24 protein-coding genes and 1 riboswitch are annotated in these 23,382 nt (G+C 72.8%); of the genes, 14 read left to right on the forward strand and 10 right to left on the reverse strand.

The window, feature by feature from the left end; translation table 11 throughout:
- Positions 1 to 358: 358 nt before the first annotated feature.
- The gene (gene ychF, locus BUE43_RS23410) at positions 359 to 1,438 is read left to right on the forward strand and encodes a redox-regulated ATPase YchF (RefSeq protein WP_073486969.1); all 1,080 of its coding nucleotides are present in this window, start codon (positions 359 to 361) and stop codon (positions 1,436 to 1,438) included.
- 126 nt (positions 1,439 to 1,564) lie between these two features.
- Here the strand turns inward: ychF and BUE43_RS23415 are convergent, their stop codons facing one another.
- From BUE43_RS23415 to BUE43_RS23425, 3 genes are all read right to left on the reverse strand, one after another.
- Positions 1,565 to 2,044: a hypothetical protein gene (locus BUE43_RS23415; RefSeq protein ID WP_143174342.1), complete on the reverse strand. Its 480-nt coding sequence runs from the start codon at positions 2,042 to 2,044 to the stop codon at positions 1,565 to 1,567.
- Positions 2,044 to 2,646 carry a hypothetical protein gene (locus BUE43_RS23420; protein ID WP_073486974.1) on the reverse strand — a complete coding sequence of 201 codons (603 nt, stop codon included), beginning with the start codon at positions 2,644 to 2,646 and terminating at the stop codon, positions 2,044 to 2,046. The genes BUE43_RS23415 and BUE43_RS23420 overlap by 1 nt, the downstream gene beginning before the upstream one ends.
- A 65-nt stretch (positions 2,647 to 2,711) precedes the next feature.
- Positions 2,712 to 2,957 carry a hypothetical protein gene (locus tag BUE43_RS23425; RefSeq protein WP_073486977.1) on the reverse strand — a complete coding sequence of 82 codons (246 nt, stop codon included), beginning with the start codon at positions 2,955 to 2,957 and terminating at the stop codon, positions 2,712 to 2,714.
- A gap of 328 nt (positions 2,958 to 3,285) precedes the next feature.
- Between BUE43_RS23425 and BUE43_RS23430 the strand changes: the two genes are divergently transcribed.
- The gene (locus BUE43_RS23430; protein WP_234995874.1) at positions 3,286 to 4,536 is read left to right on the forward strand and encodes a mannosyltransferase; all 1,251 of its coding nucleotides are present in this window, start codon (positions 3,286 to 3,288) and stop codon (positions 4,534 to 4,536) included.
- A 43-nt stretch (positions 4,537 to 4,579) separates the two neighbouring features.
- Here the strand turns inward: BUE43_RS23430 and BUE43_RS23435 are convergent, their stop codons facing one another.
- On the reverse strand, positions 4,580 to 4,873 hold the full coding sequence (locus tag BUE43_RS23435) for a 4a-hydroxytetrahydrobiopterin dehydratase (RefSeq protein WP_073486979.1): 294 nt from the start codon (positions 4,871 to 4,873) through the stop codon (positions 4,580 to 4,582).
- Positions 4,874 to 4,923: 50 nt separating this feature from the next.
- A riboswitch (TPP riboswitch) is annotated at positions 4,924 to 5,034 on the forward strand.
- A 129-nt stretch (positions 5,035 to 5,163) separates the two neighbouring features.
- Here BUE43_RS23435 and BUE43_RS23440 point away from each other — a divergent pair.
- The 4 genes from BUE43_RS23440 (at position 5,164) to BUE43_RS23455 (ending at position 9,807) form a co-directional block, all read left to right on the forward strand.
- A complete protein-coding gene (locus BUE43_RS23440; protein ID WP_073487410.1) occupies positions 5,164 to 6,195 on the forward strand; it encodes a thiamine ABC transporter substrate-binding protein in 1,032 nt (343 codons plus the stop codon).
- The gene (locus BUE43_RS23445) at positions 6,192 to 7,847 is read left to right on the forward strand and encodes an ABC transporter permease (RefSeq protein ID WP_073487412.1); all 1,656 of its coding nucleotides are present in this window, start codon (positions 6,192 to 6,194) and stop codon (positions 7,845 to 7,847) included. Before BUE43_RS23440 ends, BUE43_RS23445 begins: the two co-directional genes overlap by 4 nt.
- A gap of 4 nt (positions 7,848 to 7,851) precedes the next feature.
- Complete coding sequence (locus BUE43_RS23450; RefSeq protein ID WP_073486981.1) at positions 7,852 to 8,946, forward strand: ABC transporter ATP-binding protein; 1,095 nt, start codon at positions 7,852 to 7,854, stop codon at positions 8,944 to 8,946.
- A gap of 399 nt (positions 8,947 to 9,345) precedes the next feature.
- On the forward strand, positions 9,346 to 9,807 hold the full coding sequence (locus BUE43_RS23455) for a GNAT family N-acetyltransferase (protein ID WP_143174343.1): 462 nt from the start codon (positions 9,346 to 9,348) through the stop codon (positions 9,805 to 9,807).
- A 123-nt stretch (positions 9,808 to 9,930) separates the two neighbouring features.
- On the opposite strand, the gene BUE43_RS23460 is transcribed toward BUE43_RS23455, so the two are convergent.
- Genes BUE43_RS23460 through BUE43_RS23470 form a run of 3 tightly spaced genes read right to left on the reverse strand, consistent with a single transcriptional unit; the run spans position 9,931 to position 12,808 of the window.
- Entirely contained in the window at positions 9,931 to 10,803 is an 873-nt protein-coding gene (locus BUE43_RS23460) for an ABC transporter permease (RefSeq protein ID WP_073486985.1), read from the reverse strand.
- Positions 10,800 to 11,780 (reverse strand): ABC transporter ATP-binding protein, encoded by a 981-nt coding sequence (locus BUE43_RS23465; protein ID WP_073486987.1) that lies wholly within the window; start codon positions 11,778 to 11,780, stop codon positions 10,800 to 10,802. Before BUE43_RS23465 ends, BUE43_RS23460 begins: the two co-directional genes overlap by 4 nt.
- Positions 11,777 to 12,808, reverse strand: a complete 1,032-nt coding sequence (locus BUE43_RS23470) for a LolA family protein (RefSeq protein ID WP_073486990.1) — start codon at positions 12,806 to 12,808, stop codon at positions 11,777 to 11,779. The genes BUE43_RS23465 and BUE43_RS23470 overlap by 4 nt, the downstream gene beginning before the upstream one ends.
- Positions 12,809 to 12,955: 147 nt before the next feature.
- Here BUE43_RS23470 and BUE43_RS23475 point away from each other — a divergent pair, with 147 nt between their 5' ends.
- Positions 12,956 to 13,684 (forward strand): response regulator transcription factor, encoded by a 729-nt coding sequence (locus tag BUE43_RS23475; RefSeq protein WP_234995875.1) that lies wholly within the window; start codon positions 12,956 to 12,958, stop codon positions 13,682 to 13,684.
- On the forward strand, positions 13,681 to 15,027 hold the full coding sequence (locus BUE43_RS23480) for a sensor histidine kinase (protein WP_073486992.1): 1,347 nt from the start codon (positions 13,681 to 13,683) through the stop codon (positions 15,025 to 15,027). Before BUE43_RS23475 ends, BUE43_RS23480 begins: the two co-directional genes overlap by 4 nt.
- Positions 15,028 to 15,196: 169 nt before the next feature.
- Here the strand turns inward: BUE43_RS23480 and BUE43_RS23485 are convergent, their stop codons facing one another.
- Complete coding sequence (locus tag BUE43_RS23485; RefSeq protein WP_073486994.1) at positions 15,197 to 15,544, reverse strand: SH3 domain-containing protein; 348 nt, start codon at positions 15,542 to 15,544, stop codon at positions 15,197 to 15,199.
- 224 nt (positions 15,545 to 15,768) lie between these two features.
- On the opposite strand from BUE43_RS23485, the gene BUE43_RS36035 reads away from it, so the two are divergent.
- The 4 genes from BUE43_RS36035 to BUE43_RS23505 all read left to right on the forward strand — a co-directional run bounded on the left by BUE43_RS36035 (position 15,769) and on the right by BUE43_RS23505 (position 20,977).
- Positions 15,769 to 16,635, forward strand: a complete 867-nt coding sequence (locus BUE43_RS36035; RefSeq protein WP_407697139.1) for an NUDIX domain-containing protein — start codon at positions 15,769 to 15,771, stop codon at positions 16,633 to 16,635.
- Between the two features lie 106 nt (positions 16,636 to 16,741).
- A complete protein-coding gene (locus BUE43_RS23495; protein WP_073487419.1) occupies positions 16,742 to 17,092 on the forward strand; it encodes a cupin domain-containing protein in 351 nt (116 codons plus the stop codon).
- Positions 17,093 to 17,678: 586 nt separating this feature from the next.
- Positions 17,679 to 18,302 (forward strand): ABC transporter ATP-binding protein, encoded by a 624-nt coding sequence (locus BUE43_RS23500; RefSeq protein ID WP_083960112.1) that lies wholly within the window; start codon positions 17,679 to 17,681, stop codon positions 18,300 to 18,302.
- On the forward strand, positions 18,299 to 20,977 hold the full coding sequence (locus BUE43_RS23505; RefSeq protein WP_073486997.1) for an FtsX-like permease family protein: 2,679 nt from the start codon (positions 18,299 to 18,301) through the stop codon (positions 20,975 to 20,977). Before BUE43_RS23500 ends, BUE43_RS23505 begins: the two co-directional genes overlap by 4 nt.
- Positions 20,978 to 21,040: 63 nt before the next feature.
- On the opposite strand, the gene trpS is transcribed toward BUE43_RS23505, so the two are convergent.
- Entirely contained in the window at positions 21,041 to 22,012 is a 972-nt protein-coding gene (gene trpS, locus BUE43_RS23510) for a tryptophan--tRNA ligase (RefSeq protein ID WP_073486999.1), read from the reverse strand.
- Between the two features lie 208 nt (positions 22,013 to 22,220).
- Here trpS and BUE43_RS23515 point away from each other — a divergent pair, with 208 nt between their 5' ends.
- Both BUE43_RS23515 and BUE43_RS23520 read left to right on the forward strand, forming a co-directional pair.
- Positions 22,221 to 22,517, forward strand: coding sequence for a YciI family protein (locus BUE43_RS23515; RefSeq protein WP_073487002.1), 297 nt, complete (start codon positions 22,221 to 22,223; stop codon positions 22,515 to 22,517).
- Between the two features lie 85 nt (positions 22,518 to 22,602).
- Positions 22,603 to 22,902 carry a YciI family protein gene (locus BUE43_RS23520; protein ID WP_073487005.1) on the forward strand — a complete coding sequence of 100 codons (300 nt, stop codon included), beginning with the start codon at positions 22,603 to 22,605 and terminating at the stop codon, positions 22,900 to 22,902.
- Positions 22,903 to 23,082: 180 nt separating this feature from the next.
- Here the strand turns inward: BUE43_RS23520 and BUE43_RS34780 are convergent, their stop codons facing one another.
- Positions 23,083 to 23,226 (reverse strand): hypothetical protein, encoded by a 144-nt coding sequence (locus BUE43_RS34780; RefSeq protein WP_200797656.1) that lies wholly within the window; start codon positions 23,224 to 23,226, stop codon positions 23,083 to 23,085.
- Positions 23,227 to 23,382 lie beyond the last annotated feature (156 nt).

The following is a 23,382-nucleotide window of genomic DNA, read 5'->3' on the forward strand; positions in this document are numbered from 1 at the left end:
ACGCTGTGTGGTTGTCACTGTGACTGTCCTCGTCGCACTCAAGCAACGGGCTGGCGGCAGCCCTCACAGCTCGTGCGGGGCGGGACCACCCGGGAGACGGCGGTGGAGATGATCTGAACCGACCCCCCTGGGCAGTCCGATCCGGACGCGGATCGGGACGAAACCGCAGACCTGGTGGCCACGCCCGGCGCGGTGGAGGAAATCCGGGCCGCCCAGGACGAGGTGCGCAGGGGAATGAGCGTGTCCAGCGGCGAGCTTGCCCAGGAGTTTTTCCGCGAGGCAGGGCGCGAGGGGCTGGTCGGGGCGGTTTGCCCAGGCCGGGGCGGGGGCGGCGGGGCGGCCCGTAGACTGGACGCCCGTGAGCCTGACCCTCGGCATCGTCGGCCTGCCCAACGTCGGCAAGTCGACCTTGTTCAACGCACTGACCCGCAACGACGTGCTCGCGGCGAACTACCCGTTCGCGACGATCGAGCCCAACGTCGGCGTGGTGCCGCTGCCCGACCCGCGGCTGGACAAGCTCGCCGAGATCTTCGGCTCGGAGCGCATCGTGCCGGCCGTGGTGTCGTTCGTCGACATCGCGGGCCTGGTCAAGGGGGCGTCGGAGGGCGCTGGCCTGGGCAACAAGTTCCTCGCCAACATCCGCGAGGCGAGCGCGATCTGCCAGGTCATCCGGGTGTTCGACGACCCGGACGTGGTGCACGTGGACGGCCGCGTCGACCCGGGCAGCGACATCGAGACCATCAACACCGAGCTGATCCTGGCCGACCTCCAGACCCTGGAGAAGGCGCTGCCCAGGCTGGAGAAGGAGGCGCGGGTCCAGAAGGACCGGCGCCCGGCGCTGGAGGCCGCGCAGGCCGCCAAGTCCGTCCTCGACGCCGGCCGCACGCTGTTCTCCGCGCAGGCCGAGGTCGACACCACCGAGCTGCGCGAGCTGAACCTGCTCACGACCAAGCCGTTCCTCTACGTCTTCAACGCCGACGAGGGCGTGCTGAGCGACGAGGCGCGGGTCAAGGAGCTGCGCGAGCTGGTGGCCCCGGCCGACGCGGTGTTCCTGGACGCCAAGGTCGAGGCCGAGCTGCTGGAGCTGGACGAGGAGTCCGCGCGGGAGCTGCTGGAGTCGATCGGCCAGCACGAGCCGGGCCTGCACGCGCTGGCCCGCGCCGGCTTCCACACGCTGGGCCTGCAGACCTACCTCACGGCGGGTCCGAAGGAGGCCAGAGCCTGGACCATCCGCAAGGGCTGGACCGCCCCGCAGGCCGCCGGCGTCATCCACACCGACTTCGAGCGCGGCTTCATCAAGGCCGAGGTCGTCTCCTTCGACGACCTGGTCGGTGCCGGCTCGATGACCGCGGCCCGCGCCGCCGGCAAGGTCCGCATGGAGGGCAAGGACTACGTCATGGCCGACGGCGACGTGGTCGAGTTCCGCTTCAACGTCTGAGTCGCACAGCGGTGTCGCCGCAGCCGGCGTGATCGCTGGGAAACGCCGGGACGAGTGCTGGTCGCGGGGAGACCGGCACTCGTCCTCGGTCTCTTCCCGGTGTTGCCCGTCAGCGGTTCGCTGTCGCTAGTCCGCGTTGTCCACGCGGCCGGAATCCTCCGCCGCCAGATTCAAAGTGAAGTTTGTTTCGCCGAGGCGGGCGAGACTCAGGACGACGCTCTCCACTCCCATTCTCGACGCCAGGTCGAAGATGGACTGCCTGACGAACGGGTACAGGACGGGGAACGCCTCACGCTGGATGAAGGCCCCCACGATGTCGGGGTCGATGTCGGAAACCGGCTCGGCGAGCCTGAAGAGGACGGCGGCGTCCGACACGTACTCGGCGAGGGGGCTTCGCACGGTGAGGCGGAGCCGGAAGCCGAGGCTGTCGTCCTGGAGCAGGACCCGCGAGGTGGCGTGCGGCTGTTCCGTCAGGCCGTCGTCGTAACCGCCGCTCTCGACGGGGTCGAGTCCTTCGAGCACGCGTCCGTGCACCTCGTAGAACTGGACGTCCTCGACTTCCGCCAGGGAGAGGAGCTCTTCGAGTGACCGCACCTGGCGTGCCATCACCGTGCTGCCCGCGCGTCGTCCGTGGCCTGTCCCCAGAAGTTCCGCGCCTCGACGCGCCGGGAACGGCCGAGATGCGCCGGAGGAAGTTTCGAGGACCGCACCGGCTGGGCGTTCACGGCGGAAAGCCGTCGCTGTGTTCTGCGTTCGTTCAGCCAGTGGTTGATCTCGTAGTAGTCGGCGCGGCACGGGAACTGGACGTCGTCGGACGGCTTTCCTGACCGACGTAGCCACTCGTTCACCTCTCCCCAGAGCCACACTCCGCCGTTGACGAGGTTGAAGGGCTCCGGAAAAGGCACTTCGCGCCGGCGTTTCCCGTGAATCCACTGCCCTACCGCCTGGGGCGTCGTACGACAGCGCTCTGCGATGTCGACGCGGTTGACGAGATCCTCGTAGCAGCGCTGCACAACGACTCGGGCTGTCTTTTCGAGTTTTGCCACAACGGCTTTCGCGGCCATGGGGGCCGTGGGACCGGGGGTGGTGACGGTGAGCAGCGTGGTCGTGCCGTGGGTTGCGACGAGGGCGTCGAAGTCCTCGTAAATCGCCCATACGGCACCCTCCGCCAGCCCGTCGACAGCGAAGATCAACTCGAACTGAGTCATGCCGCCCTCCCCGACGTGGTGCGGTGCGTCGAAGCTATCACCCCTGTTTCCCGCCCGAAACAGGTTCACTCCCTTCGGGGGCGGGGTCGCCCGTCCAGCGAGTGTCGGTCCGGGCAGCGGGCCGCCTGCCGCTCGATGGCCCTGGCGTGGCCCTCGGGGTTCCTCGGAGTGCTGGCAACCATGATCACGCCCTGGTCGGGGCAGGGGCAGTAGAGGTACCACCCGTGTCCCTGCTTCTCCAGTCGCCAGCCGTCCCTGACCAGCTCCGCCAGTACCTTGTTGATCTCTTTGTGCGGGTGGAGCTTCGTCAAGGCAGACCCCCGCCTCGTGGGTGAGCTCTGGAACGCCCCCGGGCATGTCCGCCCGCTGGGACAAAAGTTGCACTTGGGGGACAGGTGAATGTTACGAGGAACTCACCTGGAGCGGGTACACCGGCGCGGCCGGGTGGGCGTTCGCGGGGAGATCGTGTCCCTGGAGTGTGATGTTGGTGGCGACGGGGGGACGGGGCGTCACGCTCTCGCGCTACGTAAGGTAGGGCGCGGGCACTTTCCGGTTCGACGACGGTTGTCGCCGACAGCGGTCCTCCAGAGGGGCCGGGAGACCCGCGGCACACCGAACCTGCGGCGCCGGGGAACAAGGTTGGGGATCGCTCTTCGCTGGATCGAACGACGGGCGCTGCCGGTCGCGCCCTGGCTGCTCGCCGCCTCGGTGGTGGGCGGCCTGTTCCTGCTGGTCCAGGGCGACCACCGGGCCATGTTCGACCTGCGCGTCTACCACGACGCTCCGCCGTCGCTGCTGACCAGCCGGCTCTACGAGTTCACCTACTCGGAGTTCACGCCGGACTTCCCGCTGCCGTTCACCTACCCGCCGTTCGCGGCGATGGTCCTGCTGCCGCTGTCGGCGTTGCCGTGGATGCTGGCGCGGGCGGTCTGGTACGCGGGCCTGCTGCTGTGCGTCTGGTACCTGGTCCGGACGTCGTTCCGGCTGGTGGCGGGGGAGCGCTGGGCGAGCGACCGGGACCGCTGGCAGCGCTGGGCGATGCTCACGGTGGCGGTGCTGCTGTGGGCGGAGCCGATCCGCAGCAACTTCTACTTCGGGCAGATCAACCTGCCGCTCGCGGCGCTGCTGATGGCCGGGATGATCGGCGCCCGCTCGTCGCTGGCCGGGGCGAGCGTGGGCCTGGCCGCCGGGGTGAAGCTGACCCCGGCCGTGTCCGGCCTGTACTTCCTGGTGACCAGGCGGTGGGCGGCGGCGGCCTGGTCGGCGGGGGTCTTCGCGGCCACGGTGGGGTTGGGCTGGCTGGTCTCGGCCGACCAGTCCCGGCGGTTCTGGTTCGAGCTGCTGGGCGACGCGGGCCGGGTGGGGCCGGTCGGGTCGGCGATCAACCAGTCGTTGCGGGGCGCGCTGTCCCGCACCCTCGGCTACGACGTGGGCATGGGTCTGCCGTGGGTGGTCGCGGTGGTCGCCGTGTCCGTGCTCACCGGCTTCGCGCTGCGCGCGGCGGTGCGCGCCGGCGACACCCTGGCGACCCTGGTCGCCGTGCAGGTGTTCGGGCTGCTGGTCTCGCCGATCTCGTGGATGCACCACTGGGTGTGGCTGCTGCCGACCGTGGTGTGGCTGATGTTCGGGCCGGAACGCCGGCACGCGCCGGCCCGGGTGGCCCTCGTGGCCTGGATGGTGGCGCTGTTCAGCTACGTGATCTCCAAGCTGCTCCAGGCCCAGCCGTCGATCTGGGTGATCCCCCGGCCCTGGTACCTGTCCGCGCTGGGCTGGGTCTACCCGGCCTGCGCGGTGCTGACCCTCGCCGCCGTGGCGGTCGCGGTCCGGCCCCGAGTCGCGGACGCGCCGGAGTTCGCCCCGGTGGCGCGCGGCGAGGGGCTGCCCGCCTGAGAGCGCGGCCGCCCGATGTCGGGCCGCCCGAGGGCTGGCCGGGTCAGCTCAGCGCGTCGAGGACGCCGTCGATCTCCTCCGCCAGCGAGATGTCGGCCTCGGTGACGCCGCCGGCGGAGTGGGTCGAGCAGCGGAACGTCAGCGTGCGCCAGCGGATGTCGATGTCCGGGTGGTGGTTGTCGTTCTCGGCGATCTCGGCCACCCGGTTCACCACCCGGATCGCGTCCGGGAAGCTGGGCAACGTGACGCTGCGGACCAGCGCGTCGCCCTCGCGCCGCCAGTCGGGCAGCGTGCCCAACGCCGTGGTCATCCGGTCGTCGCTCAGCAGCTCGGCCATGCCCCCATGGTGGTCGGCGTCGGTCCGGAGCGCGACCCCGGCGTAAGCTCTGCGTTCGCCACGGGAGCCCGGTGCGCTGGGCTGAGAGGAGGGCGCGCGGCCCTCGACCGTCCGAACCTGATCCGGATCATGCCGGCGCAGGGAGGCTGTCGACGACGCGCGCGCCCCGGAACGGACTGGAGGTAGGCGTGCGCCGCAATGTCGCTGACCGCAGCGCTGTCAGGCGTGGCGTCCTTGGTCGCACCGCCCTTGGACGCACCGCCCTTGGTCGCGCCGTCCGCGCCGGCGCCCTGGTCGCGACGGTCGCGCTCGGCGCGGGCTGTTCGCTGGTCGGCGGTTCCGGCGGCTCGGACGCGGGGGGAGAGCGCAAGGTCGTCCTGGTCACGCACAACTCGTTCAGCCCGCCCAAGGAGCTGCTGGAGGACTTCCAGAAGCGCACGGGCGTGAAGCTGGAGGTGCGGGCCAGCGGCGACGGCGGCGCGCTCACCAACCAGCTCGTGCTGACCAAGTCCAACCCGATCGGCGACGTCGCCTTCGGCGTGGACTCCACGTTCGCCTCGCGCGCGCTGGACGAGGGCGTGTTCCAGCCGTACCGCGCCGCGGAGGGCGACAGGGGGCCGCAGCGGTACGCGCCGCAGGGCGGCCAGGACCGGCTCACGGCGGTGGACGTCGGCGACGTCTGCCTCAACGTCGACACCGGCTGGTTCCAGCAGCGGGGCGTCGCCGAGCCGAAGACCCTCGACGACCTGACCCAGCCGCAGTACAAGGACCTGCTGGTCGCCGAGGACCCGGCCACGTCCTCGCCGGGTCTGGCCTTCCTGCTGGCCACCGTGGCCAAGTACGGCGAGAACGGCTACGCCGACTACTGGACGCGCCTGCGCGGCAACGGCCTGAAGGTCACCTCCGGCTGGGAGGAGGCCTACAACCAGGACTTCTCCGCCGGCACGGGCGGCAAGGGGCAGCGGCCGATCGTGGTCTCCTACGCCTCCTCGCCCGCGTTCACGATCGGCGACGACGGCAAGCCGCGCACGAAGGCGCTGCTCGACACCTGCTACCGGCAGGTCGAGTACGCCGGCGTGCTGGCGAACGCGAAGAACGTCGACGACGCCCGCAAGGTCGTCGACTTCCTCGTGTCGCCGGAGTTCCAGGCCAAGGTCGCGGAGAGCATGTACGTCTACCCGGCCAGGGAGGGCGTGACGCTGCCCGAGGCGTGGCAGCGGGCCGCCCCGCTGCCCGAGCGGTCCGCCGAGCTGCCGGCCGACCAGGTGAAGGCCGGCCGGGAGCGGTGGGTGGAGCAGTGGCGCAAGACGGTGCGCGGCTGAGCCGGCCCGGCGCCGGCCGCGTTCGCCCCGCTGGCCGCGCCCGCCTCGCCGGACTGGCGCTGGCGGGCGCGGCGGCGCTGCCGCTCGGCTTCCTCGCGGTGTTCTTCGCGTGGCCGGTGGCCGCGATCGTCGGCATCGGGCTGCGCTCCACCGAGCGGGGGCCCAGCGTGCTCGCGCTGCTGACCAGCGCCGAGACCTGGTCCCTCGTCGGGTTCACGCTCGGGCAGGCCGTGGCGGCGACCGCGTTGGCGTTGCTGGCCGGGATGCCGGTGGCGTTCCTCATGGCGCGGTGCGCGGTGCCCCTGCGCGGGCTGGTCCGGTTGTTGGTGACGCTGCCGTTCGTGCTGCCCACGGTGGTGGTCGGGATGGCGTTCCGGACCCTGTTCGCGGGGTCCGACGACGGCAGCGTCCTCGCCATCGTCCTGGCCAACGGGTTCTTCAACGTGGCGGTGGTGGCGCGCACGGTCGGCGGGTTGTGGGCGCACACCGACCGGCGGGCCGAGGACGCCGCGCGCGCCCTGGGCGCCTCGCGCTGGCGCGCGTTCACCTCGGTGGTCCTGCCGTCGCTCACGCCCGCGATCACCTCGGCCGCCGCCGTGGTGTTCCTGTTCTGCTCCACGAGCTTCGGCGTCGTGCTGGTGCTCGGCGCCGCGCGGTACCGCACGTTGGAGACCGAGATCTACCTGCGCACGGTGCAGTTGCTGGACCTCAGGGGCGCGGCGGCCCTGTCGTTGTTGCAGCTCGCCGCCGTGGTCGCCGCCCTGGCGCTGGGCGCGCGGGCGCGCCGGCGGCGGGAGACGGCGCTGCGGCTGCGGCGGGCCGCCGAGACGGTGCGTCGCCCGCAGGGCGGGGAGTGGGGCGTGGTCGCGCTGGCGGCCGGCGTCGTCGCGCTGCTGATGGTGCCGATCGTCGGGCTGGTCGTCCGCTCTCTGTCCACTGTGGACGGTTGGAGCCTGGTGGGCTACCGGGCCCTGCTCGGCTCCGGCCAGAACGACACCCTGGGCGGGGTGTCCGGCCTGGCCGCCGCCGTGAACTCCCTGCGCACGGCGTTCGACGCGACGCTGCTCGCGATGGCGCTCGGCGTGCTGGCCTCGGTCGCGCTGTCGCGCCTGCCCCGGCGCAGCCCCCGGTTCGCCCACGCGATGGACGTGGCGCTGATGCTGCCGCTCGGGGTCTCCGCGGTCACCGTCGGCTTCGGTTACCTGGTCACGATGGACGCGTTGCCCGGCGACTTCCGCACCTCGCCGCTGCTGGTGCCCTTCGCCCAGGCCCTGGTGGCGACGCCGCTCGTGGTGCGCACCGTGCTGCCCGTGCTGCGCGCGGTGGACGACCGGCTCCGGCAGGCGGCGGCGACCCTGGGCGCCGGCCCGTTCCGGGTGTGGCGCGAGGTGGACCTGCCCATGGTCGGCCGGGCGGTGCTGGCCGCCGCCGGCTTCGCCTACGTGGTGGCGCTGGGCGAGTTCGGCGCGACCAGCTTCCTGGCCCGGCCGGACGCGCCGACGCTGCCGGTGGCCGTCGGCCGGCTGATCTCGCGGCCGGGCGAGTTGAACAACCAGATGGCCTACGCCGCGTGCGCCCTGCTCATGGCGCTCACCGCGGCGGTCGTCCTGCTGGTCGAACGGGCCCGCGTGGCCGAGGTGGGGGAGTTCTGACCCGATGGCGTTGCAGGTCAACGGAGTGACGGTCCGCTACGGCGGTCTCACCGCGGTGTCCGGCGTGGACCTCTCGGTGGCGGACGGCGAGGTGCTCGCCCTGCTCGGCCCGTCGGGCTGCGGCAAGTCGACCCTGCTGCGGGCCGTGGCCGGGCTGGAGCGGCCCGACGAGGGCGAGATCCGCTGGGACGGACGGGACCTGGCCGACGTCCCGGTCCACCGCAGGGAGTTCGGCCTGGTCTTCCAGGACGGCCAGCTCTTCCCGCACCGCGACGTGGCCGGCAACGTGGCCTTCGGCCTGCGCATGCGGGGCGTCGAGCGGGGCGGGCAGGCCGACCGGGTGGCCGAGCTGCTGGAGCTCGTCGGGCTCGCCGGCTACGAGCGGCGTCGGGTCACCGAGCTCTCCGGCGGCGAGCAGCAACGCGTGGCGCTGGCCCGCGCGCTCGCGCCGCACCCCCGGCTGCTGCTGCTCGACGAGCCCCTGTCCGCGCTCGACCGCGCCCTGCGCGACCAGCTCGCGGTCGACCTCGCCGACCTCCTGCGGCGCACCGGGACCACGGCGCTGCTGGTCACCCACGACCACGACGAGGCGTTCACCCTGGCCGACCGGGTGGCCGTCATGAGCGCCGGGCGCCTGCTCCAGGTCGGGCGGCCGGCCGAGGTCTGGCGTCGCCCGGCCACCGAGCGGGTCGCCCGGTTCCTCGGCTGCACCGCCGTCGTGCCGGCACGGGTCGCCAACGGCGTCGTGACCAGTGCGCTCGGCGACGCGGCGGTCGGCGCGGACGCGCCCGACGGGCCCGCGCGGCTCGGCCTGCGCGCCACCGCGCTGCGGGTCGCGGGCGAGGGGGAGAGCGGGGGGATCACGGCCGAGGTGGTCCAGCGCGTCCACCGTCGCGAGCACGTCCGGCTGCTGGTGCGCGTGCCCGGCGTCGCCGCTGCCGGCATCGAGAACGGCGCTGACGGAGCTGACGGAGCCGCTGGCACCGCTGGTGCCGTCGGCACGCTCGACGCGACCGCGCCGGTCGGCTCGGCCCCGAGCCCGGGCGACGAGGTTCGGCTCGTTCTCGATCCGGACGGTCTCGCGCTCCTCCCCGCGTGATCACGGGCGGTTGGTGCCGTTTTCCTCATGGCGTTGCGATGCCGGATCTAGGGCGCCCGGCGGTCCTGCGTGACTTGGTCTGCGCGCCACCACGCTGCGGGTCGCGGGAGAGGGGGAGGGCGGCGGGGTCACGGCCGAGGTAGTCGAGGGCTCCGCCGTGAGCACGTCCGGTTGCAGGTGCGCGTGCCTGGCGTCGCCGCCGGCAGCATCAAAGGCCTGGTGCCGCTGGTGCTGACGGAGCCGCTGGCACCGCTGGTGCCGTCGGCACGCTCGACGCGACCGCGCCGGTCGGTTCGGCTCCGAGCCCTGGTGACGTGGTGCGGCTCGTTCTCGATCCGGACGGTCTCGCGCTCCTCCCCGCGTGACCGACGGCGGCGCGGGTGCCGTCTACTGCGGGGCGTGGAGTTCCGGATCAGGGCGATGGCCGACGCCGACGCCGAACTGGTGGCGGCCTGGCGTTATCCCGACGAGCACGCGTTCCACGACCCGGGGGCGGACGCCGACGGCCGCGCCGCCCTCCTCGACCCGGACGCGCGGGGCGACGCGTTCTGGGCTGTCGACAGCGGGTCCGCCGGCCTCGTCGGCTACTACTCCTTCGCGCGCGACCACGGTGACCTGGAGATCAACCTGGGCCTGCGCCCCGACCTCACCGGGCACGGGCTCGGCGCGGCGTTCCTGGCGGCGGGCCTGGACTTCGCCAGGGACCACTTCGCGCCGACGCGGTTCGTGGTGTGGGTGGCGACCTTCGACGCCCGGGCGATCACGGTCTCCGAGCGCGCCGGCTTCCGGCACGGACGCGTCCGGACCCGCGCCGCCCGCGGCACCGAGTGGGAGTTCCTGGAGATGACCCGCCCCGCCTGACCCCCGCCGCCCGGACCCGAAGGACCCTGGAGCGGACCTCGCAGCTCGGCGGTGTCTTCCCCGGGATGGGCCGCGTGCTGGACGTGCTCCCGGCGGGGAAGGGTGGTGGGTCGGCGGAGCGGGTCAGCCCTCCCGGGTGGTGGTGCGCGCGATCGCGAGGGAGAGACCGATCAGGGCATAGCAGCCCGCGCGGAGCAGACCGGTGACGAGGTTGTCGGTCGGCAGCGGGTCGCGCAGCATGTCGGCGAGGGACAGCCAGCCGTCGGTGAGCAGGACCGGGTGGAGCCAGTCCAGCGCGGACAGGCCGCCCAGCACGGTGAACAGGATCAGCCCGGCCATGATGGCGGCCATCACCACGAGCGGGTGGTCGGTGGCGGCGGAGACCGCGAGGGCGACCGCGCCGACGGCGGCCATCTGCGCGGCCACCCACGCGGCGGCCAGCGCGACCCGCAGGGTGGCCGTGCCCAGCGGCAGCGTGGTGCCCGACAGGGTGACCAGGCCGTCGCCGCCGATCAGCGCCACGCCGGTGACCCACCCGCCGACGGCGACGGCCCCGGCGGCGAGCGCCGCCACGGTGAGGACGCCGACCGCCTTCACCAGGACCAGCCGCACCCGGCCGACCGGGGCCAGCAGCAGCCCGCGCAACGTGCCGTGCGCGGCCTCGCCGGCCAGCGCGTCCGCCGCCGACATGGACACGACCAGCGGCATCAACAACATCATCGTGATCGACAGGGCGGCGATCGGGAGCACCAGCCCGTTGCCGATGACCGCGCCCAACAGGGGTGGCCCGCCCCGGCCGGAGCCCCCGGCGGGAGTGGAGGACAGCACCAGGGTGACGCCCATGGCCACCGGCACCAGCAGCAGCAGTCCCAGGGCGACCAGCGTGCGCGGGCGGCGCAGCACCCAGCGCAGCTCCGAGCGGACCAGCCGGAGCGTGCTCGTCCTCGGGACGGGGCCGGCCAGCGGCGCGGCGGCGTGGTCGGCTGTCGTCGTCATCGCTCGTCCTCCGTCAGCCGCGCGAACAGTTCCTCCAGGCCCGTGCGTTGCCGCCGGGCCTCGTGCACCGCGACCCCGGCCCGCACCAGCGTCGCCACCGCCGTCGGCGCGTCCGTCCCGGTCAGCTCCACCAGCAGCCCGCCCACCTCGGCGCGGGCGGTGATGCCGGCGGCGCGCAACGCGTCCAGGCCGGCCTCCCGGTCCGGCGTGACCACGTCCAGCGTGGGCGTGCCGCCGTCGAGCAGGTCGGCCAGCTCCCCCTGCGCGACCAGCGACCCCCGGTTCATCACCGCGACGTGCGTGCAGGTGGCCTCGATCTCGCTGAGCAGGTGCGACGACACCACGACCGTCGTGCCAGCCGCGTGCAGCTGGGCGATCACCTGCCGCACCTCGCGGGTGCCGGCCGGGTCCAGGCCGTTCGTGGGCTCGTCCAGCACCACCATCCGCCGGGGCACCAGCAGCGCGGCGGCCAGGCCGAGCCGCTGTTTCATGCCCAGGGAGTAGCCCCGGTACCGGCGTGTCGCAGCGTGGGCGAGCCCGACCCGCTCCAACGCGTCGTCGACCGCGGCCCGCAGCTCCCGCGCGCCGGCGCGCGCCGGCAGCAGCGGCTCGGCCATCGCGCAGCGCAGCAGGTTGTCCCGCCCGGACAGGAACGGGTGGAACCCCGGCCCCTCGACCAGGGCGCCGACGAACGGCAGCACCTCGGCCGCCGAGTCCGGCATGGGCCGGCCGAACAGCTCCACGGCGCCGGCCGACGGCGCGGTCAGGCCCAGCAGCATGCGGATCGTCGTGGTCTTGCCCGACCCGTTCGGGCCGAGCATGCCCAGCACCGCGCCCTCGGGCACCGTCAGGTCGATCCCGTCGACCGCGACGGTCCTCCCGTAGACCTTGCGCAACCCGGAGGTGCGGGCGGCGGGGGTGGGGGCGGCCGAAGCCGCCCCCACCCCGTGCTCCGCGGTGAGCGGGGCGGTGGTCACCGGGTGCTCCCCAGCGCCTCCACCAGCACCTGCTCGGGCACCGCGCCGAGCGCCGCCCGGCCCGACTCGGTCACCAGGGCCGATCCGACCTTGGTGGAGATCAGCCAGCCCCTGCCGTACGCGCCCTCGACCGGCTTGCCGAGCTGCTTGACCATCGCGAGCGGGTCCTGCTCGCCGCGCTCCTTGCCCTTCGGCAGGTCGACGACGACCGCGGTGTCCCACCCGTCGCCGACGATCTTCGGCTTCGGGTGGTCCTTGGCCGCGTTCCGGTCCGGCTTCCGCTCGTCGTCCTTCACGGTCGCGCCGGCCGGCGGCTCGAACTTGAACAGCCCGGCGTCCTGCTCACCGAACGCGAGCTCGGTGAACCCGGCCTGGAGCACCGGGTCGGACGAGCCGTTGGCCAGGACGGTCACCCGCAGCGGGACGCGCTTCTCCGCGTCCACCGCGACCCGCACCTCGCGCAGCACCGTGCGTTCGCTGGGGGCCGGCGTCAGGACCAGCTCGTAGGCGTCGCGGTTGGCCACGCGCGCGGTCCCGTCGACGGCCACCGTGCTCGACGAGCGGATCGTGCTGATGAGCTGCCGGGCGGCGGCCGACGGGTCGACGGTGCCCTCGGGCTTCTTGGCGTCGGGGTGGGTGGACCGGACCGCGGTCCGGGACGACGAGTCCCACCGCCAGGTCGTCGTCCCGTCGTGCACGATCGTCTGCTCGCGGCCGGAGCTGGCGATCTGGGCCCGCCCCCGGCCGTGGCCGTCCAGCCACACCCTGGTCTCGCCGCCGCCGAGCAGCGCCGAGCCCTCGGGCACGCCGGGGATGGCCGGCAGGCCGAGCGCGTTGTCGACCTTCACCGTGCCGCCCATGGCCGGCGGCTGCTCGCGCAGCACCGACTCCACGAGCTGCTCCGCGCCGACCGGCGGCAGCGAGGGCGCCGAACTCGCGCTGGTCGGCAGCGCCAGCAGCCCCAGCCCGACCACGCCGGCCACCGTGCCGGCAGCGGCGGCGGTGAGCGTCGCCTTCCTGCGTTTCATGTGTGCCTCCTCGTGGGGCCGCTCGGCCGCGGCCCCACCACGACCATGGCCGGCCGCCGCTGAGAGCTCGCTGAGAACGTCGCGGCGAGCTGAGAGACCACTGAGAACGGAGGGTGCCACGTCGGTCGTGCCCGGCATGCTGGGGGCGTGGGACCGCGGGTGCTCGTCGTCGACGACGAGGTCGGAGTGCGCAGGGCGCTGCGCAGGGGGCTGACGGCCGAGGGCATGGAGGTGCTCACCGCGGCCGACGGGCCGTCCGCGTTGCGGGCGGCGCTGACGGGGTCGTTCGACGTCGTGCTGCTCGACATCATGCTGCCCGGCCTGTCCGGGTACCGAGTGCTGGAGCGGATGCGCGCCGAGGGTGTGCACACCCCGGTGCTGCTGGTCTCGGCCAAGGACGGCGAGATCGACCAGGCCGACGGGCTCGACCTGGGCGCCGACGGCTACCTGGTCAAACCCTTCTCGTTCGTGGTGCTGGTGGCCCAGGTGCGGGCGATGCTGCGGCGGGGCGCCGCGACGGTGGGCGGCCGGCGGCTGCGGCTGGGTGAGCTGGTGGTCGAACGCGCCACCAGGGAGGTCGCCTTCGCCGGGCGGCCCGTGTCGCTGTCGCCCCGGGAGTACGCCGTGCTGGACGCGCTGGTCGGGCGGGCCGGTTCGGTGGTGACCAAGGACGAGCTGCTGCGCGCGGTGTGGGGCGACGAGCAGGCCGCGACCCGCAACGCGGTCGAGGTCTACGTGGGCTACCTGCGGCGGAAGTTGGACGCGGTCGGCGCCGGAGGACTGGTGCGCACGGTGCGCGGGCACGGCTACCTGGCCTCGGACGAACCCGACGGCGTCGCCGACGGCTCGCGTCCGGCCGACCCCCTCCCGCGATGAGACGCCTGGTCCGCAGGGTGCGGGGCTGGTGGCAGCGCCGCACGGTGCAGTTCCGGATCACCGCCGTGGCCACCGCCGTCGCGTGGTTCTTCTTCGTCCTGCTCGCCCGGTTGAGCATGGGGCTGGTCTCGGACTTCATGCTCCGCAGGGTCGACAGCGACCTGCGGCACGTCCTCGACCCGGCGGCGGTGGCCGTGGCGCAGGGCGACGCCCCGGTCAGCGGCCGGGCCGACGTCCTGGTCCGGGTGCTCGACACCGGCGGTCAGCCGGTCGACGACGGGCCGCCCACCAGCCTGGACGACGGCGAGCTGCGGCGGGTCAAGGCGGGGGAGGCGGTGCTCGACTACGAGCGGCGCTTCCCGTTCCGGTGGATGGGCACCGTGGTCACCGCGCCCGACGGGGCGCAGCGGCTCGTGGTCACCGGCACCGACGTCGCCGGGCTGGTGCCCGTTCTCGGGCGCGGGATCGGCTGGCTGTGGGTCGGGGTGGTCATCGGCAGCGCGGTCGTCGCCGTGACGACGTGGGTCGCCGTGCGCCGGTCCCTGCGGCCGGTGGAGCGGATGCGGCTGGCGGCGACCACCTTGCCCGGCGGCGAGCGGCTGCCGGTGCCGGAGTCGCGGGACGAGCTGCGCGCGTTGGCCGAGGCGCTCAACGACATGCTCGCCCGGCGCGACGAGGCGAGCGCGCGGTTGCGCCGCTTCACCGGGGACGCCGCGCACGAGCTGCGCTCGCCGGTGGCCTCCATCCGCGCGCAGGCCGAGGTCGCGGTGGCCCACCCCGACCCGGACACCGCGCAGGAGGTGCTGCGCGACGTGGCCGAGGAGGCCGAGCGGCTGTCGCACCTGGTCGACGACCTGCTGACCCTGGCCCGCGCGGACGCGGGGCGGCTGCCCCCGGTGACGCGGGTCGACCTGGTGGCGGCGGTGGCCGGCGCCGTGCGGCGGGCGGAGGCCGCCGGGGCGCGGTGGGTGCGGGTGGAGGCGCTCGTGCCGGCGGCCGTGTTGGCCGCGCCCACGGAGGTGGCGGCCGTGGTGGACAACCTGGTTGGCAACGCCCGGCGGTACGCGAGGGCGTTGATCAGGGTCTCGGTGCTGCCGAACGGGCGCGAGGTGCGGCTGGTCGTGGACGACGACGGGCCGGGCGTGCCGGAGGAGCACCGCGCGCGGGTGTTCGACCGCTTCTACCGGGTCCAGGACGACCGGGCGCGGGACACCGGCGGCGCGGGGCTGGGGTTGGCGATGGTGGCCGAGATGGTGCGCCGGCGGGGTGGCTCGGTCTCGGTGGGCAGCTCCCCCGAGGGCGGCGCCCGGTTCGAGGTCCGCTGGCCGGCCTCGCCGTGGTGACTGTCCACAGATGACAGTCCACAAGGGACAGTCCGTAAGAGACTGTCCACTCGCGACAGCGCTGTCGCGGTGAGGGCGACCTCCGCCGCTCGTGGGGTCGTCTTCCGTCAGATGACGAAAAACGGACGCCCCCGACGTGGGGGCGTCCGTCCTCCCGCGAGTACCGGAATCAGCCGGTGAACTCGATGCACATGCCGGCGATGTAACGGCCGCGGCCGATCGGCACCCAGCGGTCGTCGGTGCGGCCGCAGGCGGTGTACTTGCCGCCGTTGACCACGTGACCGGTCGCGCACACGCGCTCGCCCTTGTTGACCTGGCCGATGGCGGCCGCGCTGGTCCTCGGCGCGTTGCGGATCTTGACGGTCTCGGACGCCCGCCACCGGCAGTCCTTGGCGAAGGCGGCCTGGGGCGCCGCCTCGGCGGACGGCGCGGCGGAGGCCGTGGTGGCGAAGGTGGCGGAGGCCAGCAGGGCCACGCCAGCCACCCCGATCGCCGACAGGAACTTGCGCATCGACATGCGTCCTCCCCAGAAAGATCAGTCAGTGATTGACCCGGCAAACGATATTGACCACCGTGCCGGCCCAGAGCGGTTTTGCCGCACTGTGGCGCAGCTCTCTTCGCCCAGCTCGGGGCCGAACCGGGCGGTCGGAGAGGAAACCGGCGCACGGGCCGTGTCCGCCGACCAAGCCGTGCCCGCCCATCACGGCGCGTCCGCCCGCCGTCGTGCCAGGATCGGCAGACGTGCCCGTTCTGCGCAACACGCTGCTGACCTCCGCGCCGCGACGCGCGGTCGCCGCCGCCCTCCTCGACGTCGAGCTGGCCCGGCGGATCGCCGCGCCGGCCGAGCTCGTCGCGCACACCGCCGCCCCAGGGCTGTTCACCGAGGGCGACGAGGTCGAGTTCCGGCTGCCCGCTGTGCCGGGCGCCCGGCTGCGCACCCGCGTGCTCCGGCTCGGCGTCGAGGGCATGAGCACCGTCCTGGTGGCCGGCCCGCTGACCCGCCTGCGGCACGAGGTGACGCTCGCCGAGACCGGGGCCGGCACCCTGGTCACCGACACCCTGGCGTGGACGACGCCCGGTGGCCCCCTCGGGCGGGTCGCGGACTCCGTGCTCGGCCGGCGGCTCGTGCTGCGGGTGCTCGCCAACCGCGCCCGCGGGGTGCGGGAGCGGGCCGAGCACCTGGCGGCGGCCCCGGTCGTGGTCGGCGCGGCCGTGGTCCGGGACGGTCGCCTGCTGGCGCAGCAGCGGGCCTACCCCGCCGAGCACGCCGGTCAGTGGGAGCTGCCCGGCGGACGGGTCGAGCCGGGGGAGTCCGACGTCGAGGCGCTGGTCAGGGAGTGCCGGGAGGAGCTCGGGGTGGACGTCGCGCCCGGCCCCCAGGTCGGCCCGGACATCCCGCTGCCCGGCGGGAAGGTGCTGCGCATCCTCGCCGCCCACCTCACCGACCCGGCCGCGGAGCCGACGCCGTACGACCACCAGGCCGTGCGCTGGCTCGCCGCCGCCGACCTGGCTGGCGTGGACTGGCTGCCGGCCGACCGGGTCGTCGTGCCCGCCCTGCGCCGGCTGCTCGCGCCCGCCAACCCTGCGGAGCCCACCGCCCGCTCCTAGGCTCGTGGGTGTCGGCCACCCGGCCCGGATCCCGGAGTCGATCACCTCGCGGCGGCTCCCCGCCGTCCGACAGGCACGGGCGGTCGCGGAGCCGAGGAGGTGCGCGATGGGCGACAGCTCGATCACCAAGGTGGACGGCAGGCACTCGCCGCACGGCGCGCTGGGCCAGGTCTACCTGGCCAGTGGCGTGAGCCTGAGCATGCGGCTGTGGCGGGACGAGCAGCCGGACGCGGACAAGCCCGAGGTCGCCAGGGACTACGAGACCGTGGGATACGTGATCAGCGGCCGGGCCGAGTTGCGCAGCGAGGGCCAGACCGTCCTGCTCGAACCGGGCGACTCGTGGGTGGTGCCCCGAGGAGCCCAGCACACCTACCGCATCCTCGAACCGTTCACGGCCGTGGAGGCCACCCACCCCCCGGCCCAGGTCCACGGCCGCGACGAGAACCCCCTGCGCTGAGGCCTGATCAGCACGTTCAACCGAATATTCGTACAACACCGCGCCGCGCAGGGCGGCTTGCGACGTCCTGACCAGTGGACCCCATGGAGCTGGCGGCGCTCAGCTCTCTGGAAGCTGGCGTGTGTGTGAAGACCGAACGCGGCTGATCTTCGGCGAACGGTGGACACGCGCGGGCTAACGGTTGCCCGCACAGGGATGACCATTGCGTGCGCCTTGTCCCCCTCTGCGTCTTCTTGCCGGTAATGACTGTTCTCGCCGGCGGGACGGTGATTTCTCCAGGGCGAACTCCCGTGCTACCAGCTGGACCTTCACGGTGGAACTCGTCGCGGCCTCCAGCACTGAGGAAAAGATTCGCTGTTCCGAAGACTGGGCGCGATTCGGGCTTGAAAAGGGGGAGGGTGGTGGCAGGTTTTGTTGGGCCGGTAACTCGGGCCGGCAAGCCCTGCTTGTCCGTGGACGCGATCGCCTGTGAGGGCTACCGTGGCCACAGCCTGTGTTTGTCGTTGTTTTCGCAACGAAAGGGATCGGTAGACCATTGCTGGTACTGGACCAGGTCTCCCGGTGTTATCGGAGTGGCGAGGTGGTGGTGCCCGCGGTCCGCGGGGTCAGCCTGACCGCGGAGCCAGGCACGTTGACCGCCGTGATGGGGCCTAGCGGGTGTGGCAAGTCCACGTTGTTAACGATCGCCGGTGGCTTGCAGCCACCGGACGAGGGGAATGTGACCGTCGCGGGGGTACGCCTCGGAGAACTGTCCGAAAAGGACTTGTACCGGCACCGTCGTCGGCATGTCGGCTATGTCTTCCAGGACTACAACCTGGTGCAGATCCTGACGGTGGTGGAAAACGTCGCGTTACCGCTGGAACTCGACGGCGCTCCCCGAGCACGCGCGGTGGAACAGGCGAAACAGGCCCTGTCCGCCGTCGGTATGGCCGACCATGCGGACCGGTTTCCGGACACGTTGTCCGGTGGACAGCAGCAGCGGGTCGCGTTGGCGCGTGCGATTTGTGGAGAGCGTCGGTTGGTCCTGGCGGACGAGCCCACAGGCGCCCTCGACTCGGCCAACGCCAACCAGGTGCTCGACGTGTTGGCCAGTCTGGTTCGCGGCGGGGTGGCCTGTGTCGTCGTTACTCACGATCCCGCTGTTGCGGCTCGTGCGCACCGCATCGCCCGAATGCGGGACGGTTTGCTGGAGTTCGGGAGTGCGGCGTGAGCGCGGGGCGAGTGGCACTGCGCCTCGCGAGCCGCAGCCTCACCCGGAACCGGCGCCGCGCGCTTCTGATGGTCGCCGTGCTCGCGGTTCCCTTGGCAGTGGGTTTCGCACTGTCAACGCTTCGCTCGACCAGCGTCTTCTCGCAGGAGAGACTCGTCAGCAGGCTGATCGGGCAGTCGCAGACGGTGTTGCTCAACCCAGAGCTGGTCAGCGAGCAGGGCGTACAGCAAACACTGACCATCGGACCCACTCGGCTGGCTGCGGTCCTCGGGCGAAGCGCGGCGGTGTTCCCCGAGGTGACCGGGCCGCTCGCGGTCTCGTCCCAGGGGCGTCAGGCTCTCGCCGACGGGTTCGGTCTCGATCTCGGCGCACCCGTCCACCAGGGCCGATTCGAGTTGCATCAGGGGCGGGCACCCCGTCGCGACGGCGAGGTCGCGATTTCACGTGCGGTGGCGGAGCGCCTCGGAACAGGAATCGGGTTCGAGGTGGGGCTGGGTGGCGGTAACTCCCCCGCCGAAGTGACCGGAATCCTGGTCGACGTCACGGACACCACTCGCCAGTTCGCGGTCACGACACCTGCTGAGGGCGCCAGGTTGATGTCGGAGCGTCCGGCAGACGGCGGTGGCGGCCGCCGCTCCGGAGCGGCGGCCGGCTGGGACCAGCGGCCCGCCCAGATCAACTGGCACTCTCCGGAGCGCGTCGAGCTCCCGGCGGGGGCGAAGACCGACGGCTGGCGGCTGGAGACGCGTGCGGAAGCCTTCCGGCTGTACCGGCAGCAGGCAGAGATGGGCGGGGAGGGAAGCGGACCGCTGATCCTCGGCGTGACGGTTCTCGTCGTGGTGGAGATCGGCCTCGTCCTGGGTGCGGCCTACGCGATCGTCGTCCGAAGCAGCCGGCGGGAGCTCGGGTTGTTGGCCGTGGCCGGCGCCGGGCCCGGGCTCCGACGCCTGGTGATCACGTGTCAGGGCCTGTTCGTCGGGGTGGTGGCGACGTTCGTCGCCGGTGTGGTCGGAGTGCTCACCGCCTGGCCACTGGTTCCTGTGCTCGCGGCACGGAGCTACCAGGTCTGGGGCCCGTTGCGGTTGGACCTGCTCCCGCTGCTCGCGCTGGTGGGGCTGGGCGTCATGACCCCGGCGGTCGCGGCGTGGGTGGCGTCCCGAGGTGTTCGGGGCGACCTCGTGGCCGCACTGCGCGGCGTGGACCAGGTGGAACCCCAACTCCGCAGGCGGAGCGTGCCGGCCGCCGTGTTCGCCTTCCTCGCGGGCGGGACGGTGTCGCTCCTGGGTGGGGCCGCTCTGGGGGCTCTGCCGATGGTGCTCGTGGGCGCGCTCGCGTTGGTCGTCGGCGTGGGGATGTTGTTGCGCGTCGTACTACCGGTGTTGGCTCGTGGCGGCCGGCGTTGGCGCCTGCTGCCCAGGCTCGGGTTGCGGATCACCGGGCGATCTCCGGGCCGGGCCGTCGCTCTGGGCATGGTGGTGGCCAGCCTGACCCTGGTTGGTGGACTTGTCCTGGCGGCGATGGGTGGATTGACCGAGCAGGCGAAGAACACCCACGTCCCGGTGTCGCCACCGGGCTCCGCCTTCGTCTTCGCGTCCAGGACCCCGCAGCCGACCACACTGCGTGCGATGGCTGAGGCTCTCGGCGTTGACCGGGTGGTGCGCCTCGGGATCGCCAGCCCGCCGCTCCCACCTCGCCAGCAGGGGATGGACCGGCTCAGCAGTTGGGGTCACTACCAGGCGCTGGGGCCGGTCACGGAATGTCTGGCCGGACGAGGCCCCATCCCTGGTTCGGAGCCGTTGGACCAGGAGAGATGTCGGCTGGCTACCGGCTTCCCCACCCCGAACACGCCGGTTGCGGTGATCGACGGGGCACAGGTGGACCTGGTTCTGGGCAGGGCGGTGAGCAGCGAGGAGCGGCAGGCGCTGGCGGAGGGGCGGGCTCTGGTGCTCGACGACCGGCTGGCTCCCGGCGGGGTGCTGACGGTCCAGGCGCCGGACCCGGCCAGCCCGACGAACGGCGCGCCGGCCAGGACGGTCAGCGCGACGCTCCCCGCTTTCGTGGCGCGGAGCCGGTCCGCCTACGGCCACCTGCCCATGGTCTACGTGACCCAGGAGGGACTGGACAGGTTGGGCGCTGTCGTGCAGCCGAACGACGTCTTCCTCTTCGCTCCCGCACCCGCTCGCGAAGGAGGAATCAGCCCTGAGCAGGAGGATCGTGCTCGCGCGGTGTTGTCGGCCGACATCGGCGCCGGCTTCTTCCGGCTGGACGTGGAGCGGGGACCCCGGGCAGCCGAGGTCTACCGGGCCAGCACCGTGGCGATCATCGCGCTGCTGACCCTGGTGTCGGCGACCCTCGCTTTCGTCACGGTGTCGCTGTCGACGCGGGAGATCCGGCCTGAGCTGTCGGCGATGGCGGCGGTCGGCGCGGACCGCCGGTTCCGGTCGTGGCTGAGCGGCTCCCACGCCGGAACGGTGACCGCGCTCGGTGTGGGTGTGGGCGTAGCTGTCACGGTGGCGGCCACCCCGGCGGTGCTCGCCGCACTCAAGGTGAGTTGGACTCCGTGGCCGTGGGTCGGACTGCTTGTCGCCGCGGTGGTGGCGGTCGCCGCCGCGGTGCTGGCAGGAAACGTGGCCGGAGCCAGGATCGGCACAGTGCTGCGCCGCGCGGAGCGGTGAGCCCCCGCCGACCCCGGTCCGCACCGGGGGTGGTGCGGGCCGGGCGCCGGGTCGGGGCCGTGGTCAGCGGAGGCCGATGACCTTCAGGGCGGCTTCGAGGCGGGGTTGGGCGCGTTGGCGGGCTCGGTCGGCGCCCGCCGCGCGGATTCGGTCCAGTTCGGCCGGGTCGGCCAGCAGTTCGGTGGTGCGTTCGCGGACCGGTCGGAGGGTGTCGACCACGGCGTCGGCCACGGCCGACTTCAGGGCGGCGTAGGAGTCGAGGCCGCCCGCCGCCGTGTAGGGGCTGACGCCCGTGCAGGCGGCCAGGATCTCCAGGAGGTTGGCCACGCCCGGCTGCCGTTCGGGGTCGTAGCGCACCTCGCCCACGGTGTCGGTCACCGCCCGCTGGACCTTGCGGCGCACGGTGTCCGGCGGGTCGAGCAGGTAGATCGTTCCCGCGCCGTCCCCCGCGGACTTGGCCATCTTGCGGCTGGGGTCGCTGAGGTCGCGCACCCGGGCGGCGACGGTCGGCAGCGTGCCCCTGGGCACCCGGAACACCTCGCCGTAGGTGGTGTTGAAGCGCCGGGCCAGGGTCCTGGCCAGCTCCAGGTGCTGGGACTGGTCCTCGCCGACCGGCACCTCGTCCGCGCCGTGCAGCAGGATGTCGGCGGCCATCAGGACCGGGTAGGTCAGCAGGCTCAGCCGCACCGACGCCTGGCCGGCCGCCTTCTCCTTGAACTGGGTCATCCGGTTGGCCTCGCCGAAGGTGCAGGTGGACTCCAGCAGCCAGGTCAGCGCGCCGAGCTGGTCGACCAGGTCGGACTGGACGAAGACGCAGGCCACCTCCGGGTCGATCCCGGCGGCGAGCAGCATCGCGAGTTGCTCCCTGGTCCTGGCCCTGAGCTGGCCGGGATGGTGCGGCACGGTCATGGCGTGCAGGTCGACCACGAAGTACAGGTCGTCCGGTCCCTGCTCGGCGGCCCACCGCCGCACGGCCCCGAGGTAGTTGCCCAGGTGGGCGGCCCCGGTGGGCTGGATTCCCGAGAGCCGGGTCATGTGCTGCCTCCTCGATTCCCACGCCGCCCGTCGGGGAGGAGGACCTGGCACCGCCGGGGCCGCCGCCTGCGGGCGGCCATCCGGTCTGCGCGTGCGCGTCGCTGGGGCCGCCGTCAGGCGGCCCACCACTGGGTGGTCGGCGTTGTCACGCGCACCGCGGCAGGTTAGCGCGCGAGCGGGCGGCGCTGTCCAGCACTAGCCTCAAACGGTGTATGTCGTGCTGCTGAACTTCGCCGCGCCCCTGGACCAGGTCGACAACTTCCTGCCGGACCACGCGGTCTGGTTGGCGGAGCACTACGCCGCCGGGAACTTCCTGGCGTCCGGCCGCCGGCACACGCGTGACGGAGACGTGATCATCGCCAGGGCGATGCCGCGCGGTCGACTGGACGCGATCCTGGCGTGTGATCCGCTGGCCGTCCGGCGACTGGTCCACCACGAGATCCTGGAATTCCAGGCAAGCCGGACAAGTCCGGCGCTGGCGGCATACGCCGAACCGGTGAAATGATCGCGCCAGGTCACCGCGACATCAATTTTGCGTGGACTTCGGGTCTCCGGGTGAATACCCGTCCCCACGGCGCTACCTTGCTTGTATGTACGTAGCGCTGCTGCACCACCTCGCGTCGGTGGACGAAATCGCACTGGTGCTTCCCGAACACGCCGAGTGGCTGGCGGGGGAGTACGAGGCCGGGAGCTTCCTGGCCTCCGGGCGCTGCCGGGGGAACGCCGCGCAGATCGTTCTGGTCGGCCCGATGCCGAGGGGGAGGGTGGACGCCATCCTGGCCAGGGATCCGCTGGTCCTGCGCCGGTTGGCCCGGTACGACGTGATCCAGTTCGACGCCACGCGGACCGCGCCGGCGATGCTCGCGTTCAACGAGGCGCTCGCCGGCTGACGCCGGTCGGCCGACCTCCCGTACTCCGTACCATTAATCTTTCTTGAGCTTTCCCCGGGAAAGCGAAGAGCAATTCCGTGAAGGTCGACCGGTGGGCCGGGAGCGGCGCGCCGAGGTCGGCCTTCCGGAGCGTCGGCATCATCCCATCATCGCGCCTTTCGCCCGTCGGATCGCGGGCGTTCAGCGCTTCTTCTTCTCGCGCTCCTTCTCCTTGAGTCGCAGGAGGGCGGCAACCGGGCACTTCGTGCAGCGCGGCTTCGACCGGCAGCACTTCCCGGCCTTCTTCCTCAGTTTCTCGATCTTCTTCGCGCCGTCGCCGCCCACGTCCCTCTCCCGTCGAATGCGGAGTGGACATTAAGGTAAGCCTTACCTGATCAGGACGTGGCCCCGGTCACTTGGTAGGGCGGGCTAAGCTGAACGAGGCCGCATGTGCGTTGTTGCCCTGGTGACGTCGTCGTCACCGCGTGCTGGTGCGCTGGC

The sequence above is a fragment of the Streptoalloteichus hindustanus genome (genome assembly GCF_900129375.1).
Lineage (GTDB): Bacteria > Actinomycetota > Actinomycetes > Mycobacteriales > Pseudonocardiaceae > Streptoalloteichus > Streptoalloteichus hindustanus.